The sequence below is a fragment of the Actinomycetospora callitridis genome (assembly GCF_028737265.1).
Taxonomy (GTDB): domain Bacteria; phylum Actinomycetota; class Actinomycetes; order Mycobacteriales; family Pseudonocardiaceae; genus Actinomycetospora; species Actinomycetospora callitridis.
In genome coordinates this window covers 269205-287540 of sequence record NZ_JAQZAK010000003.1, presented here as the reverse complement: position 1 = coordinate 287540, position 18336 = coordinate 269205, and the positions used below count along the sequence as shown (strand labels likewise).

General features: G+C 74.9%; 17 protein-coding genes. 15 read left to right on the top strand and 2 right to left on the bottom strand.

Translation table 11 applies throughout. From position 1 onward, the window contains the following. The first annotated feature begins 16 nt into the window (after positions 1–16). The 7 genes from ruvX to aroB all read left to right on the top strand — a co-directional run bounded on the left by ruvX (position 17) and on the right by aroB (position 6677). Positions 17–466, top strand: a complete 450-nt coding sequence (ruvX, locus tag PH191_RS12770; RefSeq protein ID WP_274194973.1) for a Holliday junction resolvase RuvX — start codon at positions 17–19, stop codon at positions 464–466. Continuing rightward, entirely contained in the window at positions 463–2082 is a 1620-nt protein-coding gene (locus PH191_RS12765) for an endolytic transglycosylase MltG (protein WP_274194972.1), read from the top strand. Before ruvX ends, PH191_RS12765 begins: the two co-directional genes overlap by 4 nt. Before the next feature lie 2 nt (positions 2083–2084). Then, entirely contained in the window at positions 2085–2951 is an 867-nt protein-coding gene (locus tag PH191_RS12760; RefSeq protein WP_274194971.1) for a shikimate dehydrogenase, read from the top strand. 240 nt (positions 2952–3191) lie between these two features. After that, entirely contained in the window at positions 3192–3824 is a 633-nt protein-coding gene (locus PH191_RS12755) for a prepilin peptidase (protein ID WP_274194970.1), read from the top strand. Positions 3825–3851: 27 nt separating this feature from the next. Then, on the top strand, positions 3852–5078 hold the full coding sequence (gene aroC, locus PH191_RS12750) for a chorismate synthase (RefSeq protein ID WP_274194969.1): 1227 nt from the start codon (positions 3852–3854) through the stop codon (positions 5076–5078). Further along, positions 5075–5602 carry a shikimate kinase gene (locus PH191_RS12745; RefSeq protein WP_274194968.1) on the top strand — a complete coding sequence of 176 codons (528 nt, stop codon included), beginning with the start codon at positions 5075–5077 and terminating at the stop codon, positions 5600–5602. The genes aroC and PH191_RS12745 overlap by 4 nt, the downstream gene beginning before the upstream one ends. Beyond that, on the top strand, positions 5592–6677 hold the full coding sequence (gene aroB, locus PH191_RS12740) for a 3-dehydroquinate synthase (RefSeq protein WP_274194967.1): 1086 nt from the start codon (positions 5592–5594) through the stop codon (positions 6675–6677). The genes PH191_RS12745 and aroB overlap by 11 nt, the downstream gene beginning before the upstream one ends. Before the next feature lie 88 nt (positions 6678–6765). Here aroB and PH191_RS12735 read toward each other — a convergent pair whose 3' ends face one another. Further along, entirely contained in the window at positions 6766–7731 is a 966-nt protein-coding gene (locus PH191_RS12735; protein WP_274194966.1) for a hypothetical protein, read from the bottom strand. A 51-nt stretch (positions 7732–7782) separates the two neighbouring features. Between PH191_RS12735 and PH191_RS12730 the strand changes: the two genes are divergently transcribed. The 3 genes from PH191_RS12730 to nusB are packed head-to-tail and all read left to right on the top strand — an operon-like array spanning position 7783 to position 10032. Continuing rightward, entirely contained in the window at positions 7783–8922 is a 1140-nt protein-coding gene (locus tag PH191_RS12730; RefSeq protein WP_274194965.1) for a M24 family metallopeptidase, read from the top strand. A gap of 14 nt (positions 8923–8936) precedes the next feature. Then, positions 8937–9500: an elongation factor P gene (gene efp / locus PH191_RS12725; protein ID WP_274194964.1), complete on the top strand. Its 564-nt coding sequence runs from the start codon at positions 8937–8939 to the stop codon at positions 9498–9500. A 1-nt stretch (position 9501) separates the two neighbouring features. Then, a complete protein-coding gene (nusB, locus tag PH191_RS12720; RefSeq protein WP_274194963.1) occupies positions 9502–10032 on the top strand; it encodes a transcription antitermination factor NusB in 531 nt (176 codons plus the stop codon). A gap of 7 nt (positions 10033–10039) precedes the next feature. Here the strand turns inward: nusB and bldD are convergent, their stop codons facing one another. Then, a complete protein-coding gene (bldD, locus tag PH191_RS12715) occupies positions 10040–10534 on the bottom strand; it encodes a transcriptional regulator BldD (RefSeq protein WP_274186731.1) in 495 nt (164 codons plus the stop codon). A gap of 315 nt (positions 10535–10849) precedes the next feature. On the opposite strand from bldD, the gene pyrR reads away from it, so the two are divergent. From pyrR to carB, 5 genes are read left to right on the top strand one after another with little or no spacing between them, the layout of a single operon-like run. Continuing rightward, positions 10850–11434, top strand: coding sequence for a bifunctional pyr operon transcriptional regulator/uracil phosphoribosyltransferase PyrR (gene pyrR, locus PH191_RS12710; RefSeq protein ID WP_274194962.1), 585 nt, complete (start codon positions 10850–10852; stop codon positions 11432–11434). 53 nt (positions 11435–11487) lie between these two features. Then, on the top strand, positions 11488–12447 hold the full coding sequence (locus PH191_RS12705) for an aspartate carbamoyltransferase catalytic subunit (protein ID WP_274195290.1): 960 nt from the start codon (positions 11488–11490) through the stop codon (positions 12445–12447). Between the two features lie 50 nt (positions 12448–12497). Next, positions 12498–13790, top strand: a complete 1293-nt coding sequence (locus PH191_RS12700) for a dihydroorotase (RefSeq protein WP_274194961.1) — start codon at positions 12498–12500, stop codon at positions 13788–13790. Further along, positions 13787–14932 carry a glutamine-hydrolyzing carbamoyl-phosphate synthase small subunit gene (carA, locus tag PH191_RS12695; RefSeq protein ID WP_274194960.1) on the top strand — a complete coding sequence of 382 codons (1146 nt, stop codon included), beginning with the start codon at positions 13787–13789 and terminating at the stop codon, positions 14930–14932. The genes PH191_RS12700 and carA overlap by 4 nt, the downstream gene beginning before the upstream one ends. Next, entirely contained in the window at positions 14932–18333 is a 3402-nt protein-coding gene (gene carB / locus PH191_RS12690) for a carbamoyl-phosphate synthase large subunit (protein ID WP_274194959.1), read from the top strand. Before carA ends, carB begins: the two co-directional genes overlap by 1 nt. The last annotated feature ends 3 nt before the right edge of the window (positions 18334–18336 follow it).

Sequence of the window (18336 nt, the reverse complement as noted above, 5' to 3'; positions counted from 1 at the left end):
CGGCCGGCGCCTCGGCGTGGACGTCGGCAGCGTGCGCGTGGGCGTCGCCCTGTCCGATCCCGGCGGGGTGCTCGCGACACCGCTCGTTACCCTCGATCACGATGAATCGGCCGGTGCCGACCTGGCCCGGCTGGTGGAGCTCGTCGACGAGCACGAGGTGGTCGAGGTGGTCGTGGGGCTTCCCCGCACGCTGGCCGGACGTGAGGGTCCGGCCGCGCAGAAGGCCCAGGACTACGCGACCGCCCTGCGCGGGCGCTTGTCCGCGGCGGGGCGCGACGTGCCGGTCGTGCTGTCCGACGAGCGCCTGACCACCGTCACCGCCATGCGCACGCTCTCGGACCGGGGCGTGAAGGGCCGCAAGCAGCGCAAGGTGATCGACCAGGCCGCGGCCGTCGGCATCCTGCAGGGCTACCTCGACGCCCGCCGCGCGCGTCCCGCCGGCGGCGCGACCGCGGAGGACACGTGACCGGACGTCACGGGCGGCCGGACGCGCCGGAGAACGGGACGCCGTCCGGGCGTCGGATCGTGAAGATGTCGGCGACCACCCAGCGGCCGGGGGTGCGTGCCGGACGCCCCGTCGCCGGGCGCGGGCAGACGACGGGACGGCCGGTCGTCGCGCGGCCGGTCGACCGCGCTGTCGACCGCTCCGGCGATCACCGGGACGCCGAGACCGAGCGCCACTACGCCTCGGCGTGGCTGCGCCCCGAGCAGATCGCGCGCGACGCGGCCGACGCCGACGCCGAGACCGACGTCGCCGGGACCGCGTTCGGTGCGTACGGATCAGACCGTCGTCCGGACCGTCGCGACCCGAGCCGTCGCGACACGAGCCGTCGCGACCCGGAGCCCGAGCCGGAGCCCGCCGAACCGGAGGCGGACCCCGGCTGGCTCCTCGGCGACGACCCGCCCGCCCCGCGGGGCGATGCTCTCACCGAGGCCCTGCCGCAGGGGCGCGAGGAGCGGCCCCGCCGACGGCTCCTGTGGCCGGGCATCGCGGTGCTGCTGGTCGTCGTCCTCGCCGGCGGGGTGTTCTTCGCGCGCGACCTGCTCCCGATCGTCTTCCCGCCCGACTACGACGGCCCCGGCACCGGCCGGGTCGTCGTCGAGGTGTCGGACGGCTCGTCCACCCGCGAGATCGGCGAGCAGCTCGTCGCGGACGACGTCGTGGCCTCGGCCCGGTCGTTCGGCGACGCGGCCGAGGACAACCCGAACGGCCGGGGCATCCAGCCCGGCTTCTACGAGCTGCGCCGCCAGATGTCCTCGGCCGGCGCGGTCGAGGCCCTGCTCGACCCGGCCACCCGGGTCGGTCGCCTGGAGATCCGCAGCGGGGTGCAGCTCGACGACACCGTCGGCGCCGGAGACTCCACGGTGCCCGGCGTCCTGTCGCTGATCTCGCGGGCCACCTGCACCGTCGACGACGCCGGCGCCGAGCGCTGCGCGTCCGTGGCGGACCTGCGCGCCGCCATGGTCGACACCGACCCCGCCGAGCTCGGTGTGCCCACCTGGGCGCTCGACGGGGTGCGGCGCGCCGAGCCGGCGCGCCGGCTGGAGGGTCTGCTCGCCCCCGGCACCGTCGACCTCGCACCGGGGATCGGTGCCCGGGAGGCGCTGGAGCAGGTGGTGCGCGCATCGGTGCCGCGGATCGAGGCGTCCGGTCTCGTGGAGGAGGCCGAGGCGCGCGGGGTGCCGCCCTACGACGCGCTGATCGTCGCCTCGCTCGCCGAGCGGGAGGGCGTCGCGGCCGACTTCGGGAAGGTCGCGCAGGTCATCTACAACCGGCTCGCCGTCCCGATGCGCCTCCAGTTCGACTCGACGGTGAACTATCCCCTCGACCGTCAGACGCTCCTGACCAGCCCGTTCGACCGCGCGCGGCCCGGTCCGTACAACACCTACCTCAACCTCGGGTTGACCCCGACCCCCATCGGCGCCGTGAGCCCGGAGGCGCTGCGGGCGGCCCTCGAGCCGACGCCCGGGCCGTGGGTGTACTTCGTGAAGTGCCAGACCGACGGCATCTCCTGCTTCGCGGTCGCCCCCGAGGAGCACGACGCCAACCGCCGCCTCGCCCAGGAACGAGGGGTCTACTGACCGTGCGCGCCGCACTCCTGGGATCGCCGGTGGCGCACTCCCGCTCCCCGGTCCTGCACCGCGCCGCCTACGCCGCGCTGGGCCTCGACGACTGGACCTACGAGGCCGTCGAGTGCACCGCCGAGGAGCTGCCCGGCTGGGTCGCGGCCCGCGACGCGTCGTGGGCGGGCCTGTCGGTGACGATGCCCGGCAAGCGCGCGGCTCTCGAGCTGGCGTCGAGCGTGACCCCCCGGGCCCGGCGGGTCGGGGCGGCCAACACGCTGGTGCGCCGGGACGGCGGCTGGGCCGCGGACTGCACGGACGTCGACGGCATCGCCGGCGCCCTGCGCGCGGCGCAGGTCCGGGACTTCCGGAGCATCGCCGCGGGCATCGCGGACGTGGTCGTCCTGGGCAGCGGGGCCACGGCGTGCGCCGCGATCGCCGGCGTCTTCGAGGTCGGCAGCGACTCGGTGACGCTGGTGGTGCGCGACGTCGCCCGGGCCGCCGGCACCCTCGCGGTGGCCCGCTCCCACGGGTTCCACCGCCGCCCCGTCACCTGGGACGACCTCGACGTCGGCCACCTGGTCACGGCCAAGTCGCTGATCAACACCACCCCGGCCGACGCCCTCGAGCCCGGGCTGGCCGAGCGCATCGTCGCGGCACTGCCCCCGTGGTCGGTCGTCCTCGATGCGATCTACCACCCCTGGCCGACACCCCTGGCCGCGGCCGCCGCGGCCCGCGGCCTGCCCGTCGCCACGGGCCTCGACATGCTCCTGCACCAGGCCTTCGGCCAGGTCGAGCAGTTCACGGGCCTCCCGGCGCCGCGCGAGGCGATGCACGAGGCCCTCGCCGCGACCACGGACGTGACCCTCCTGCCGCTGCCGGGCTGAGCGCGCGCGGGTGTCAGCGTGGGGGCCACGCTCACGTCAGACGTCAGGGAATCCCCCACGTCGCTCGGCGGGCCCGGCCTCCTCCGCGCGAGATGCTTCGGGAACCGAAGCGTCCGCAGCGCTGCCGGCGGGGCTCGACCCTGCTCGCTGCTCCGTCCGCCGTCCCCATCCGCCGGAGGTGTCCACAGGCCTCGAGACGACGCGTGACGGGGGTGGGCGTGCTGTTCCAGGCTCGACGGCGTGGTCATCGGAACGGCCCTCACCGCGGTCCTCACAGCGGTCCTCGGCGCCGGGTCCGCGGGCGCTCTCGCGGGGGTGGGCGTGCGGGTCGTGCTCGCGCGGACGCGGCGCGGGGTGCTCGTCCCGGCCCTGCCGACCGCCGGGGCGCTGGCGGCGCTCTGGGCCGCGCCGGCGGGGGTCGTCGCCGCCGGTCTCGTGCCCGGGACGTGGCTCCCGACGTGGCTGGTCCTCGGCGTGGTCGTCGTCGCCGGCAGCGCCACCGATCTGGTCGCCCGGCGCCTCCCGGACGCCGTCACGGTGCCGGGCGCGGTGCTCGCCCTCGCCGCTCTGGTCCCGCTCGGCGCGGGGCACCTCGGCGCGGGCCTCGTCGGCGCCGTCGTCCTCGGCGGGGCGTTCGCCGCGGTGCACCTCGCCGCCCCGGGCGCCCTGGGGGCGGGCGACGTCAAGCTGGCCCCCGCGCTCGGCGCGCCCCTGGCCGCGGCGTCCTGGGGTGGGCTGCTGGCGGCCCCGGTGCTGGCCGCCGTCGGGGTCCTCGTCCTCGTGCTCGCCGGTGGTGCGCGCCGCGTCCCGTACGGCCCTCCGCTGCTCGCAGCGACGTGGCTCACCCTCGCCGCGACCGTGATCGCCCGATGACCGTGGGCGACGTGAAACGATGGGCCCGTGTTGCGGTGGCTGACGGCGGGAGAGTCGCACGGAGCGGCGCTCACGGCCGTGCTCGAGGGCATGGTCGCGGGCGTCTCGGTGAGCTCGAAGGAGGTGTCGGCCGAGCTCGCCCGGCGGCGTCTCGGCTACGGCCGTGGCGCGCGGATGAGCTTCGAGGCCGACGAGATCGAGCTCTCCGGGGGCCTGCGACACGGCCTCACGATGGGTGGCCCGGTCGCCATCCGCATCGCCAACAGCGAGTGGCCGAAGTGGGAGACGGTGATGTCCGCCGACCCCGTCGACCCGGTGCTGCTGGAGGGCCGCGCGCGCAACGCACCGCTGACGCGTCCGCGTCCCGGCCACGCCGACCTGGCCGGCATGACGAAGTACGACTTCGACGAGGCCCGCCCGGTGCTCGAGCGCGCGAGCGCCCGCGAGACCGCCGCCAAGGTGGCCCTCGGCGCGGTGGCGAAGGCGTTCCTCGCGCAGGCCCTCGGCGTCGAGGTGCTCTCGCACGTCGTCAGCCTCGGGACGGCCGACGCGACGCCCGACGTGATCCCGATGCCCGGCGACGGCGAGCGGATCGACGCGAGCCCGGTGCGCGCGGTGGACGAGGCCTCCACTGCGCGGATGGTGGCCGAGGTCGACGCCGCCAAGGAGGACGGGGACACACTCGGCGGGGTGGTCGAGGTCGTCGCCCACGGGCTGCCCGTGGGCCTCGGGTCCTACGTCCAGGCCGACCGCCGGCTCGACGCCCGCCTCGCCGCGGCCCTCATGGGCATCCAGGCGATGAAGGGCGTGGAGATCGGCGACGGGTTCACCACCGCGCGCCGCCGCGGGTCCGCGGCGCACGACGAGATCCTCCACGGTTCCCACGACAGCGGCGTCGCCCGGTTCACCAACCGCGCCGGCGGCATCGAGGGCGGCATGACCAACGGCGAGCCCCTGCGGGCACGCGTGGCCATGAAGCCGATCTCCACCGTGCCGAAGGCGCTGCGCACCGTCGACGTGGTGACGGGCGAGGGGACCACCGCCCACCACCAGCGCTCCGACGTCTGCGCCGTGCCCGCGGCCGGCGTGGTGGCCGAGGCCCTGGTCGCGCTCGTGCTCGCCGAGGCGGCGCTGGAGAAGTTCGGCGGCGACTCGCTGCGCGAGACCGCCCGCAACGCCTCGGCCTACGTCGCGGCGATCGACCCGCGTCGCCACGTCGACACGGGGGACGTCGACGGCGCGGGCGTGCCGTGAGCCCGGTCGCGGTCCTCGTCGGGCCCCCCGGGGCGGGCAAGACGACCGTCGGGACGCTGCTCGCCGAGCGCCTGGGCGTGCCCTTCGCCGACAGCGACGCGCTGGTCGAGGCGACGGCGGGCCGGGCGATCAGCGACATCTTCCTCACCGACGGCGAGCCGGTGTTCCGCGCGCTCGAGCGCGACGCGGTGGCCGCGGCGCTGGCCGACCACGACGGCGTGCTCGCGCTCGGCGGGGGAGCGGTGATGACCGAGGGGGTCCGCGAGGTGCTCGAGGGCCACCCCGTGGTGTTCCTCGGCGTCGGGCTGGCCGTCGGTGTCCGGCGCGTCGGCCTGTCGACGGCGCGGCCCCTGCTCGCCGGGGTCAACCCCCGCGCGACGTTCTCCGCGCTGCTGCAGGAGCGCCTGCCGGTCTACCGCTCGGTGGCCCGCCACGAGATCGCCACCGACAACGTGAGCCCCGATGACGTCGTCGACGCCGTCCTGGCGGCCCTGGGCGCGGAGGTGGGCGACGGTGCCCGCTGAGCAGGTCCTCGAGCGCCTCCACGTCGCGAGCGCCGCGCCCTACGACGTGGTCGTCGGCCGCGGGATCACCGGCGCGGTCGCCGAGGCCCTCGCCGGCACCGCGACCGTCGTCGTCTGCCACCAGCCCGCCGTCGCGGGCGTCGCCGGCGCCGTGCGCGACGCCCTGGAGGCCGCGGGCACGCGCACCCACCTGCTCGCCCTGCCCGACAGCGAGGACGGCAAGGACCTCGCGACGGCCGGCGCCTGCTGGGAGGAGCTCGGCCGCCTCGGGGTCACGCGCTCCGACGCCCTCGTGGCGGTCGGCGGCGGCGCGGCGACCGACCTCGCCGGCTTCGTCGCCGCCGCCTGGATGCGCGGCGTGCGGATCGTCCACGTCCCGACGACCCTGCTCGCGATGGTCGACGCCGCGGTCGGCGGCAAGACCGGCATCAACACCGGCGCGGGCAAGAACCTCGTCGGCGCCTTCCACGAGCCCACCGCCGTGGTCGCCGACCTCGACACCCTCGCCACCGTGAGCCGTCCCGAGCTCGCGGCGGGCCTCGCCGAGGTCATCAAGACGGGCTTCATCGCCGACCCGCGGATCCTCGAGCTCGTCGAGGCCGACCCCGAGGCGGCGCTGGACCCCGCCGGCGACGTGCTCGGCGAGCTCGTCGTCCGCTCGATCCGGGTGAAGGGCGACGTGGTGGCCGCGGACCTGCGCGAGTCCCACCTGCGCGAGATCCTCAACTACGGCCACACCCTCGGCCACGCCGTCGAGCGCCGCGAGCGGTACCGGTGGCGCCACGGCGAGGCGGTGTCGATCGGGCTGGTCTTCGCCGCCGAGCTGGCCCGCCGCGTCGGGCGTCTCGACGACGCCACGGCCGATCGGCACGCCGCCACGCTCGCGTCCGTCGGGCTGCCGGTGACCTACCCGGCCGCCGCCTTCGACGAGCTCGCCGACACGATGCGCCTCGACAAGAAGTCCCGCGGCGCCCTGCTGCGCTTCGTCGTGCTCGACGGGCTCGCGCAGCCCGGGCGCCTCGAGGGCCCCGACCCGGCCGATCTCGCGGCGGCCTACGCGGCCCTGGCGAGCTGAGCTTCCGCGCCCGCCCGGAGAGCGAGGGTCACCTCCGCTGCCTCCTGCGCAGCCGGGGCGTCCCTCGCTGCCACGAGAGCCGGGCCGCTCAGGACTTCGGGCGCCGCAGGCCGAACTTCCGGCGCGAGGGCTGCTCCGGCGCGGGCTCCTGGTCCGGCACGGCCGCCTGGCTGCCGGTGTCGTCGAGCGGGCCGCCCGGCATCGGGAAGGCGGGCAGGACCGCGACGACCGGCGGCTCGAGCGACTCGGGCGCATCGGACGTGGGCTGCTCACGGGCGGGCGTGCTCGCCTCGGCCCCGAACGGCGAGGAGACCGGCTCGGCGGGGCGGGCGGTGGTGCGCACCGTCGACACCCGCCGCTCGCCCGCCAGGCGGGGCGCCTCGGGCATGCGGTCGCGCTCGGCGAGCTCCGGGCCGGCCGCGGCGGGCACGCGCTCGGGGGAGCGACGGCCGGGGGTGCGCACGCCGGGCACGGACGGTCCGGGCGCCGCGCGGGGGGAGGGCGTGACACCGACGCGGGCCGCCGCGCGGGCCGCGGCCGCCGCGCGGTCGTCGCCGGCGGAGGCGGCCGAGGAGCCGGAGGGGCCGTGGCGCTCGAGACCGGCCTGCCGCGCGACCTCGTCGTCGTCGGCGTCGAGCATCGGGTCGTCGGCGCCCTCGCCGTGGCGGCGCATCGACAGCCAGCCGAGGCGCGATCCGAGGAACACCGCGGCGAGGATCAGCAGCGCGGTGAACGAGGCGCGCCCGACGAGCGCGGCCTGGAGGTCGGCGACGCCGGTGTCGTCCACGAACGCCGCGAGCAGGATCCAGCTCAGCAGCCCCGCGGCGGGCGCGGTGGCGAGCGCCGTGATGAACCAGGTCCACTCCGGCGGGCGCCGGTCGAGGACGATCTCGGCACCCACCCAGCCGATCACCACGGCGACGACGACCAGGAGCAGCACGATGCTCCACAGGCTCGACAGATCGGGGGCCGAGGACCGCAGCGCGACGAACAGCGCCTCGGCGATGCCGTAGACGACGGTCAGCACGAGCGTTCGGAGCACCCAGGGACGCACACCGACACCGTACGAGACCCCTGTCACCCGTCCTCACCTAGGCTGACGGGTGTGGAGCCCACCCGTCCCGAACGGGCGCCGGGCGGGCACGCCCGGCGCCGCGACGCGCTGCGTGACCTGCTGCGCGGGGCGGATCTCGACGCCCTGCTCGTCACCGATCTGGTCAACGTCCGCTACCTGACCGGCTTCACGGGCTCCAACGCCGCGGTGCTGGTGCACGCCGGCGACGACGCCGACCGGGGCGAGGACCGCACCGTCCTCGCCACCGACGGCCGCTACACCCAGCAGGCCGCGCACGAGACGCCCGACCTGCGCGTCCTGGTCACCCGCGCCTGCGCCGCCGGACTCCTCGGTGCCGACGGTGAGCACGGCGCGGTCGGCTTCGACAGCGCCCACGTCACCGTCGACGGTCACGCCGAACTGACGGCGGCGCTGACGGCGGGCGAGCTGCGGCGGGCCCCGGGCCTGGTCGAGACGCTGCGGGCGGTGAAGGACGCGGGCGAGGTGGACGCGCTGCGCCAGGCCTGCGCCGCCGCGGACGTCGCCCTCGCCGGGATGATCGCCGCCGGCGGCCTGCAGGCCGGGCGCACGGAGCGGGAGGTGGCCCGCGACCTCGAGGAACGCATGCGCGAGGCGGGTGCCGAGGGCCCGTCGTTCGACACCATCGTCGCCGCGGGCGCCCACGCCGCGATCCCGCACCACCGGCCCACCGACGCGCCGCTGGCCGACGGCGACCTGCTGACGATGGACTTCGGCGCGCTCGTCGACGGCTACCACTCGGACATGACCCGCACCGTGATCGTCGGGAAGCCCGAGGACTGGCAGCGCGACCTGCACGACCTCGTCGCGGAGGCGGCCGCGGCCGGCCGCGCCGCCCTCGCGCCCGGGGTCGCGACCCGCGACGTCGACGCCGCCGCGCGCGACGTCATCACGGCCGCGGGGTTCGGCGAGCACTTCGTCCACGGCCTCGGGCACGGCGTCGGCCTCGTCATCCACGAGGCTCCGGCGGTGTCGTCGACCGCGACCGCTACCCTGGAGGCAGGGATGACGGTCACCGTCGAGCCGGGGGTCTACCTGGCCGGGCGGGGCGGGGTCCGGATCGAGGACACGCTCGTCGTCACCGACGACGGTGCCGCCGCCCTCACGCAGAGCCCCCGGGACCTGGTTTCCCGGTCCCGAGACGAATCGTAGGAGAGAGCGTCACCGTGGCGACCACGAACGACCTGAAGAACGGCCTCGTGCTGCGGATCGACGGCAACCTCTGGACCGTCACCGAGTTCCAGCACGTCAAGCCCGGCAAGGGCGGTGCCTTCGTCCGCACCACGCTGAAGAACGTCATGACCGGCAAGGTGGTCGACAAGACGTTCAACGCCGGCACCAAGGTCGAGACCGCCAACGTCGACCGCCGCGACATGACCTACCTCTACCGCGACGGCGCCGACTTCATCTTCATGGACGCCGCGGACTACGAGCAGATCCCGATCCCCGAGCAGACGGTCGGCGACCAGGCCCGCTTCCTCCTGGAGAACCAGGAGGTCCAGGTGTCGTTCAACGACGGCGCCCCGCTCTACATCGAGCTCCCGGCCTCGGTCGAGCTCGAGATCACCCAGACCGACCCCGGCCTGCAGGGCGACCGCTCCACGGGCGGCACCAAGCCCGCCACCGTCTCCACCGGCGCGGAGATCCAGGTCCCGCTGTTCCTGGAGACCGGCACGAAGGTCAAGGTGGACACCCGCGACGGGCGCTACCTGGGCCGCGTGAGCAGCTGAGGTGACCGCACCTCAGGCGCGGAAGGGCTCCCGGTCCAAGGCCCGCAAACGGGCGCTGGACATCCTGTTCGAGTCCGAGGCGCGCGGCGAGGACCCGCAGGATGTGCTCGCCCGGCGCATCGCCGGCGCGGACGCCCCGCCGGTGTCGGAGTTCGCGCAGTCGCTGGTCGAGGGCGTGATCGCGCACCGCGACGGCATCGACGAGGTCATCGGGTCCTACGCGCGCGGCTGGACGATGGCCCGCATGCCCGCGGTCGACCGCATGATCCTGCGGATCGGGGTCTACGAGATCCTGCACTCCGAGGACGTGCCCGACCCGGTCGCGATCGACGAGGCCATCGACCTCGCCCGCGAGCTCTCGACCGACGACTCGCCGCGCTTCGTCAACGGCGTTCTCGCCGGGGTGTCCTCGGGACGCCCCGGGACGGTCCCGCCGCCGAGCCCCGACCGCGTCGAGGTGCCGGCCGGGGTCGAGCTCGCGCCGGCGGGTCAGGACGCCCCGCCCGCCGACGACGAGCCCACCGACGGATAGTTCCTCGCTACTCGTCCAGGGCGCGCGCGATGCGGGCCTCGGGCGGGAGGACACCCCAGTCGACGAGCTGGTCGGACAGCTCGCCCGGGCTCATGTCGTAGATGATCGCGAGCGAGCGCAGGTCCTCGTTGCGGATCGAGAGGACCTTGCCGTTGTAGTCGCCGCGCTGGCTCTGGATCGCCGCGGCGTAGCGCGCGAGCGGGCCGGCCTTCTCGGCGGGCAGCTGCTGCAGGCGCTCGAGGTTGATGACGATCTTGGCCGCGGGCTCGGACCCGGAGGGCACGCGACCCTCGGGCAGGAGCTCCGCCACGGGCACGCCGTAGAAGTCGGCGAGCTCGGCGAGCTTCTGGACGGTCACCGCGCGGTCACCGCGCTCGTAGGAACCGACGACGACGGCCTTCCACCGTCCGCCGGACTTCTGCTCGACGCCGTGCAGGGACAGACCCTGCTGCTGGCGGATGCCCCGGAGCTTTGACCCCAGCGCCTTCGCGTAGTCACCCATCTGGCGGACACCCCGTCCTCTCGCGTCGCCCGGCTCGCCCCGCCCGTGCACCCAGCGAAGTCGATACGGAGAGTGATGATGCGCCTCAGGTCGTCACATGGTCAAGCCGGGATCTGACGGATCGTGGCCGGTGTGGCTCGTGGCACTCCGTCCGGACACGGACCACGGGGCGTAGTGCCGGGGCCGGGCCGTCCCGGTCCGGAGCGTCCCCTGGGCGGCACCGAGGGGCCCCGTCGTCGCTGATAGTGTTGGGAAACGTCCTGATCGACATCCTTTAAGAGCCGTCCTGCGAGGCGGAGAAGGAGGGTCACCCGCGTGCCGTCACGGCGCCGGGGCGAGCCCGGGTCGGGTGCAGCGGGTGCCGAGGGTGAGCGCGAGCTCCTCTCGGCGGCAGACCTCGCGCGCACCGTCGCCCGCGTCGCCCACGAGATCATCGAACGCAATGCCCCCGATGGCGCAACCGCCCGGGTCGTCCTGCTCGGTCTCCCGACCCGGGGCACCTTCCTCGCCCGCCGGCTCGCCGAGCGCATCGGCGAGATCACCGGGGCCACCGTGCCGACCGGCACCCTCGATCCCACGCTCTACCGCGACGACCTGCGCCTGCGTCCGACGCGCGCGCTCGCCGAGACGGAGATCCCGGCCGTCGGCATCGACGACGCCGTGGTGGTGCTGGTCGATGACGTCCTGTTCTCCGGGCGCACCGTGCGCGCCGCCCTCGACGCCCTGCGCGACCACGGCCGCCCGCGCGCGGTCCAGCTCGCCGTGCTCGTCGACCGCGGCCACCGCGAGCTCCCCATCCGCGCGGACTACGTCGGCAAGAACGTCCCGACCAACCGCACCGAGGACGTCGCGGTGCGCCTGGTCGAGGTCGACGGCGAGGACGGGGTGAGCCTGCGATGACCGCCCCCACCACCGGCCCCTCGGGCACCGGGCCCGAGCCCACCGGCATCGGCCTGCGCCACCTGCTCTCCACCGACGGCCTGCGCCGCGAGCAGGCCCTGGCCCTGCTGGACACCGCGGCGAACATGGAGCAGGCGCTCACCGGCCGCACGGTGCGCAAGCTGCCCACGCTGCGCGGGCGCACCGTCGTCACGCTGTTCTACGAGAACTCCACCCGCACCCGCGTGTCCTTCGAGGTCGCGGGCAAGTGGATGAGCGCCGACACCATCAACGTCTCGGCGAGCGCCTCGTCGGTGAGCAAGGGCGAGTCCCTGCGCGACACGGCCTCCACGCTGGCCGCCGCGGGCACCGACTGCCTCGTCGTGCGGCACCCCGCCTCCGGCGCCCCGCACCGCATCGCGGCCTGGCTGGACCACGTCGCGCACTCGCACCTGGGTGCGGAGGGTCACGTCGCGGTGGTCAACGCCGGGGACGGGACCCACGAGCACCCGACCCAGGCCCTGCTCGACGCGGCGACCCTGCGTGCCCGCCTCGGCCGGGTGGAGGGGGCGCACGTCGCCATCGTCGGCGACATCCTCCACAGCCGGGTGGCGCGCTCGAATGCGCATCTGCTGGCCACGCTCGGTGCGCGCGTCACGCTGGTGGCGCCGCCGACACTGCTCCCCGTGGGCGTCGCCGGGTGGCCGGTGGAGATCAGCCACGACCTGGACGCCGTCCTCGGTGGTGGTCCGGACGCCGTGATGATGCTGCGGGTGCAGGCCGAGCGGATGCACGGCGGGTTCTTCCCGTCGGCCCGCGAGTACGCGATCCGGTTCGGGCTCTCCGAGGCCCGCGCCGACCGGCTGCCCGACCACGCCGTCGTCCTGCACCCCGGGCCCGCGGTGCGCGGCATGGAGATCGCGAGCGCCGTGGCCGACTCGAGCCGCGCCGCGATCTCCGACCAGGTCACCGCCGGGGTGCACGTGCGGATGGCCGTGCTCTATCACCTGCTGGCCGGGGAGGACGTGGCGTGAGCCGGGAGACGGAGCAGTCAGGGGAGCACGCCCATGGGGGAGCTCGACCCATGGGGACAGTCAGGATTCGTGGGGCGAGGCCCTACGGCGAGGACCCCACCGACCTGTACGTCCGCGACGGGATGCTCGTCGACGGCGTCGACGACCCCGACGAGACCGTCGACGCCGACGGCCTCATCGCCCTGCCCGGGCTGATCGACCTGCACACCCACCTGCGCGAACCCGGCGGCGAGGAGGCCGAGACCGTCGACACCGGCTCGGCCGCCGCGGCGCTCGGGGGCTACACCGCGGTCTTCGCGATGCCGAACACCGACCCGGTGGCCGACTCGCCGGTGGTCGTCGAGCACGTCTGGCGCCGCGGTCGCGAGGTCGGGCTCGTCGACGTGCACCCCGTCGGCGCGGTCACCGTCGGCCTCGAGGGCAGCAAGCTCGCCGAGATGGGGATGATGGCCGCGTCCCCGGCGCGGGTGCGGATGTTCTCCGACGACGGCCGCTGCGTGAACGACCCGCTGATCATGCGCCGGGCTCTCGAGTACGCCCGGGCCCTGGGCTCCGTGGTCGCCCAGCACGCCGAGGACCACCGGCTCACCGTCGGGGCGCAGGCCCACGACGGACCGGTGGCGGCGCGCCTCGGGCTCGCGGGGTGGGACCCCACCGCCGAGGAGTCGATCGTCGCGCGCGACGTGATGCTCGCCTCGGCGGCCGGAGCGCGCCTGCACGTCTGCCACCTCTCGACGGCCCGCTCGGCGGCCATCCTGCGGTGGGCGCGGGAGACGATGGACGCCGGCAACGGATTCCGCGTCTCGGCCGAGGTCACCCCCCACCACCTGCTGCTCACCGACGCGGCGGCCGAGGACTACGACCCGGTGCACAAGGTCAACCCGCCGCTGCGCCCGGCCGCCGACACCGAGGCCCTGCGCCGCGCGCTGGCCGACGGCACCGTCGACTGCGTGGCCACCGACCACGCCCCGCACGCCGTGGAAGCCAAGGACTGCGAGTGGCCCGCCGCCCGTCCAGGCATGCTGGGACTGCAGACCGCGCTGCCGGTGGTGGTGGCGACGATGGTCACCACCGGCCTGCTCGACTGGCGCGGCGTGGCGCGGGTGTGCAGCGAGGCCCCCGCGCGGATCGCCGGCCTACCCGACCAGGGACGGCCGCTGGCGGTGGGGGAGCCCGCGAACCTGACGCTCGTCGACCCCGACGCCACCTGGACGGTGCGGGGCGCGGCGCTGGCCAGCCGGGCGGACAACACCCCGTACGAGGGGATGGAGATGCCGGTCTCGGTGGTGCACACCATGCTGCGGGGCCGGTGGACGGTGCAGGACGGAAAGGTGCAGGAATGAGTCAGGCCGGCACGAGCCGGGAGGACGCGGTGCTCGTCCTCGAGGACGGCAGCATGCACCGCGGAGAGGCCTTCGGCGCCCGCGGCCGCACGCTGGGCGAGGCGGTGTTCGCCACCGGGATGACCGGCTACCAGGAGACGCTGACCGACCCGAGCTACCACCGTCAGATCGTCGTGGCCACGACCCCGCACATCGGCAACACCGGGTGGAACGACGAGGACGACGAGTCGGCCCGCATCCAGGTCGCGGGCTACGTCGTCCGCGACCCGGCGCGCCGCCCCTCCAACTGGCGCTCGACGGCCGACCTCGGCGAGGAGCTCGCCCGCCAGGGCGTCGTCGGCCTCTCCGGCGTCGACACCCGCGCGATCACGCGCCGGCTGCGCGAGGCGGGCTCGATGCGCGCCGGCCTGTTCTCCGGCCACGCGCTGGCCGACCCCACCTCGATGCGCGCCGCGGTGCTGGACAGCCCCGGGATGGCCGGCGCCGACCTCGCCGGCGCGGTGAGCACCGGCGCGCCGTACACGGTCGCGGCCACCGGCGCGACGCGCGCGCGGGTCGCGGCGCTCGACCTCGGGATCAAGGCCAACACGCCCCGGATGCTCGCCGAGCGCGGGATCGAGACGCGGGTGGTCCCGTCGTCGGCGTCGGTCGAGGAGCTGCTCAGCCCGGATGAGTACGGCCGTCCACCCGACGGCGTCTTCCTCTCGAACGGTCCGGGGGACCCGGCCGCCGCCGCGCACGCCGTCGCCCTCACCGAGGAGGTGCTGCGCCGCGAGGTGCCGCTCTTCGGCATCTGCTTCGGCAACCAGATCCTCGCCCGCGCCCTGGGCCTCGGGACGTACAAGATGCGCTACGGCCACCGTGGGATCAACATCCCGGTCGTCGACCACACCGACGGCACGGTGGCGATCACGAGCCAGAACCACGGCTTCGCCGTCGTCGGCACGCCGGGCGAGCGCGTCGACTCGCCGTTCGGGCGGGTGCACCTCAGCCACTCGTGCCCCAACGACGGCACCGTCGAGGGCCTGACCTGCGAGGGCGTCCCCGCCTTCAGCGTCCAGTACCACCCGGAGGCCGCGGCGGGTCCGCACGACGCGGCCGACCTCTTCGACCGTTTCGCGGACATGATGGGAAATCGCTGATGCCGCGCCGCGAGGACATCCACCACGTCCTGGTCATCGGCTCCGGGCCGATCGTCATCGGCCAGGCCGCGGAGTTCGACTACTCCGGCACGCAGGCCTGCCGGGTGCTGCGCGAGGAGGGCCTGCGGGTCAGCCTCGTGAACTCGAACCCGGCGACGATCATGACGGACCCGGAGATCGCCGACGCCACCTACGTCGAGCCGATCACCGTCGAGTACCTCACCAAGGTCATCGAGGTGGAGCGGCCCGACGCGCTGCTGGCCACCCTGGGCGGCCAGACTGCGCTGAACGCCGCGATCGCCCTGCACGACGCGGGGGTGCTCGAGCGCTTCGGCGTCGAGCTGATCGGCGCGGACATCGACGCGATCCAGCGCGGCGAGGACCGGCTGAAGTTCAAGGACATCGTCCGGCGGATCGGCGGCGACGTCCCCCGCAGCGAGGTCTGCCACTCGATGGCCGACGTGCGGGCCACCGTCGCCGAGGTCGGCCTCCCGGTGGTCATCCGGCCGAGCTTCACGATGGGCGGGCTCGGTTCGGGCCTCGCGTACACCCCCGACGAGCTCGAGCGCCTCGCCGGCGCGGGCCTCGCGGCGAGCCCGGTGCACGAGGTCCTCATCGAGGAGTCGGTGCTCGGGTGGAAGGAGTACGAGCTCGAGCTCATGCGCGACGGCAAGGACAACGTCGTCGTCGTGTGCTCCATCGAGAACGTCGACCCGATGGGCGTGCACACCGGCGACTCGGTGACCGTCGCGCCCGCGATGACGCTGACCGACCGCGAGTACCAGCTGATGCGCGACATGGGCATCAAGGTGCTGCGCGAGGTCGGCGTCGAGACCGGCGGCTGCAACATCCAGTTCGCGGTGCACCCGACCACGGGCCGTCTCGTCGTCATCGAGATGAACCCGCGCGTCTCGCGCTCGAGCGCGCTGGCCTCGAAGGCCACCGGCTTCCCGATCGCCAAGATCGCCGCGCGCCTGGCCGTCGGCTACACCCTCGACGAGATCACCAACGACATCACGGGCGAGACGCCGGCGAGCTTCGAGCCGACGCTGGACTACGTGGTGGTCAAGGTGCCGCGCTTCGCGTTCGAGAAGTTCCCGGGTGCCGACCCGACGCTGACCACCACGATGAAGTCGGTCGGCGAGGCGATGGCGCTGGGCCGCAGCTTCCCGGAGGCGCTCAACAAGGCGCTGCGGTCGGCGGAGACGAAGGCCGGCGGGTTCTGGACCCATCCCGATCCCGTCCTCGCCGGGGAGCCCGACGAGGCCGTGAAGGAAGCCCTGTACCAGGCGTCGCTGCCGCGCGACGGGCGGCTCTACGCCGTCGAGCGCGCGCTGCGGCTCGGGGCGAGCGTCGAGGAGGTCACCGAGGCCTCGGGCATCGACGGATGGTTCGTCGAGCAGATCGAGGGCCTCGTCGGGCTGCGCGGCGAGATCGCCGACGCGCCGGTGCTCGACGAGGCGCTGCTGCGCCGGGCCAAGCGCGCCGGGCTCTCCGACGCCCAGGTCGCGGCCGTCCGCCCGGAGCTCGCGGGGGAGACGGGCGTGCGCTCGCTGCGCCACCGTCTCGGCGTGCGCCCGGTCTACAAGACCGTCGACACCTGCGCCGCGGAGTTCGAGGCGCGCACCCCGTACCACTACTCCGCGTACGAGTCCGACCCCGCGGCCGAGACCGAGGTCGTGGCGCAGACCGACCGACCCAAGGTCATCATCCTGGGCTCGGGGCCGAACCGGATCGGCCAGGGCATCGAGTTCGACTATTCCTGCGTGCACGCGGCGTTCGCGCTGCGCGCCGCCGGGTTCGAGACGGTGATGCTCAACTGCAACCCCGAGACCGTCTCCACCGACTACGACACCTCCGACCGCCTGTACTTCGAGCCCCTCACCGAGGAGGACGTGCTCGAGGTGGTGCACGCGGAGCAGGTGTCGGGGCTGGGGGGACCGGGTCTCGTCGGGGTCGTCGTCCAGCTGGGCGGGCAGACGCCGCTGAAGCTCGCGGCGGGCCTCGAGGCCGCCGGGGTGCCGGTCGTCGGCACGCCGCCCGCGGCCATCGACCTCGCCGAGTCCCGCGGGGCGTTCGGGCGCGTGCTCGACGACGCGGGGCTCCCCGCCCCGCCGTACGGGATGGCCACCAGCTTCGACGGCGCCCGCGAGATCGCCGCGTCGATCGGCTACCCCGTGCTCGTGCGCCCGTCGTACGTGCTCGGCGGCCGGGGCATGGAGATCGTCTACGACGACGCCACGCTGGCCGACTACATCGCGCGCGCCACCGAGGTCACCCCGGACCACCCGGTGCTGGTGGACCGCTTCCTCGACGACGCCATCGAGATCGACGTCGACGCCATTTGCGACGCCGACGGCGAGGTCTACCTCGGCGGGGTCATGGAGCACATCGAGGAGGCCGGGGTGCACTCCGGCGACTCGTCGTGCGCGCTGCCGCCGATCACGCTCGGGGGCGCCGAGCTCGCGACCGTGCGGGAGTCGACCGTCGCCCTGGCCCGCCGGCTGGGGGTGCGCGGGCTGATGAACGTCCAGTACGCGCTCAAGGACGACGTGCTCTTCGTGCTCGAGGCGAACCCGCGGGCGTCGCGCACCGTCCCGTTCGTCTCCAAGGCCACGGGCGTGCCCCTCGCCGGGGCCGCCTCGCGGATCATGCTCGGCGCGACGATCGCCGGCCTGCGCGAGGAAGGCCTCCTGCCCGCGGTCGGCGACGGCACCGACCTGCCGCGCGAGCACCCCGTGGCGGTGAAGGAGGCGGTGCTGCCGTTCCACCGGTTCCGCCGCCCCGACGGCCGCGGCGTCGACTCCCTACTCGGACCGGAGATGAAGTCCACCGGCGAGGTCATGGGCATCGACCGCGCGTTCTCCACCGCGTTCGCCAAGGCGCAGGCCGCGGCCGCGGGGCCGCTGCCGGTGTCCGGCCACGTGTTCGTCTCGGTCGCGAACCGCGACAAGCGCTCGCTGATCTTCCCGGTGAAGCGCCTCGCCGACCTCGGCTTCGCGATCCTCGCGACGGCCGGGACGGCGAGCGTCCTGGAGCGCAACGGCATCCCGTGCGAGGTCGTCCGCAAGCACTTCGAGGGCGGCGAGGGCCTGCCGACGATCGTCGACCGGATCCTCGCCGGCGAGGTCGACCTGGTGGTCAACACCCCGGTCGGCCACTCCGGGCCCCGCATCGACGGCTACGAGATCCGCGCCGCCTGCCTCGACGTCGGCGTCCCGTGCGTCACCACCGTCCAGGGGGCCGCGGCCGCCGTGCAGGCCGTCGAGGCGGCCATCGCGGGCGAGGTCGGGGTGACGTCGCTGCAGGTCCTGCACGCCCGCCTCGCCGAGGCGCGCGCCCGGGACGCGGCGACCCCCACGGTCGAGGTGCCTCAGCCCGCGGCGGTGGCCGGCTCGTGAGCC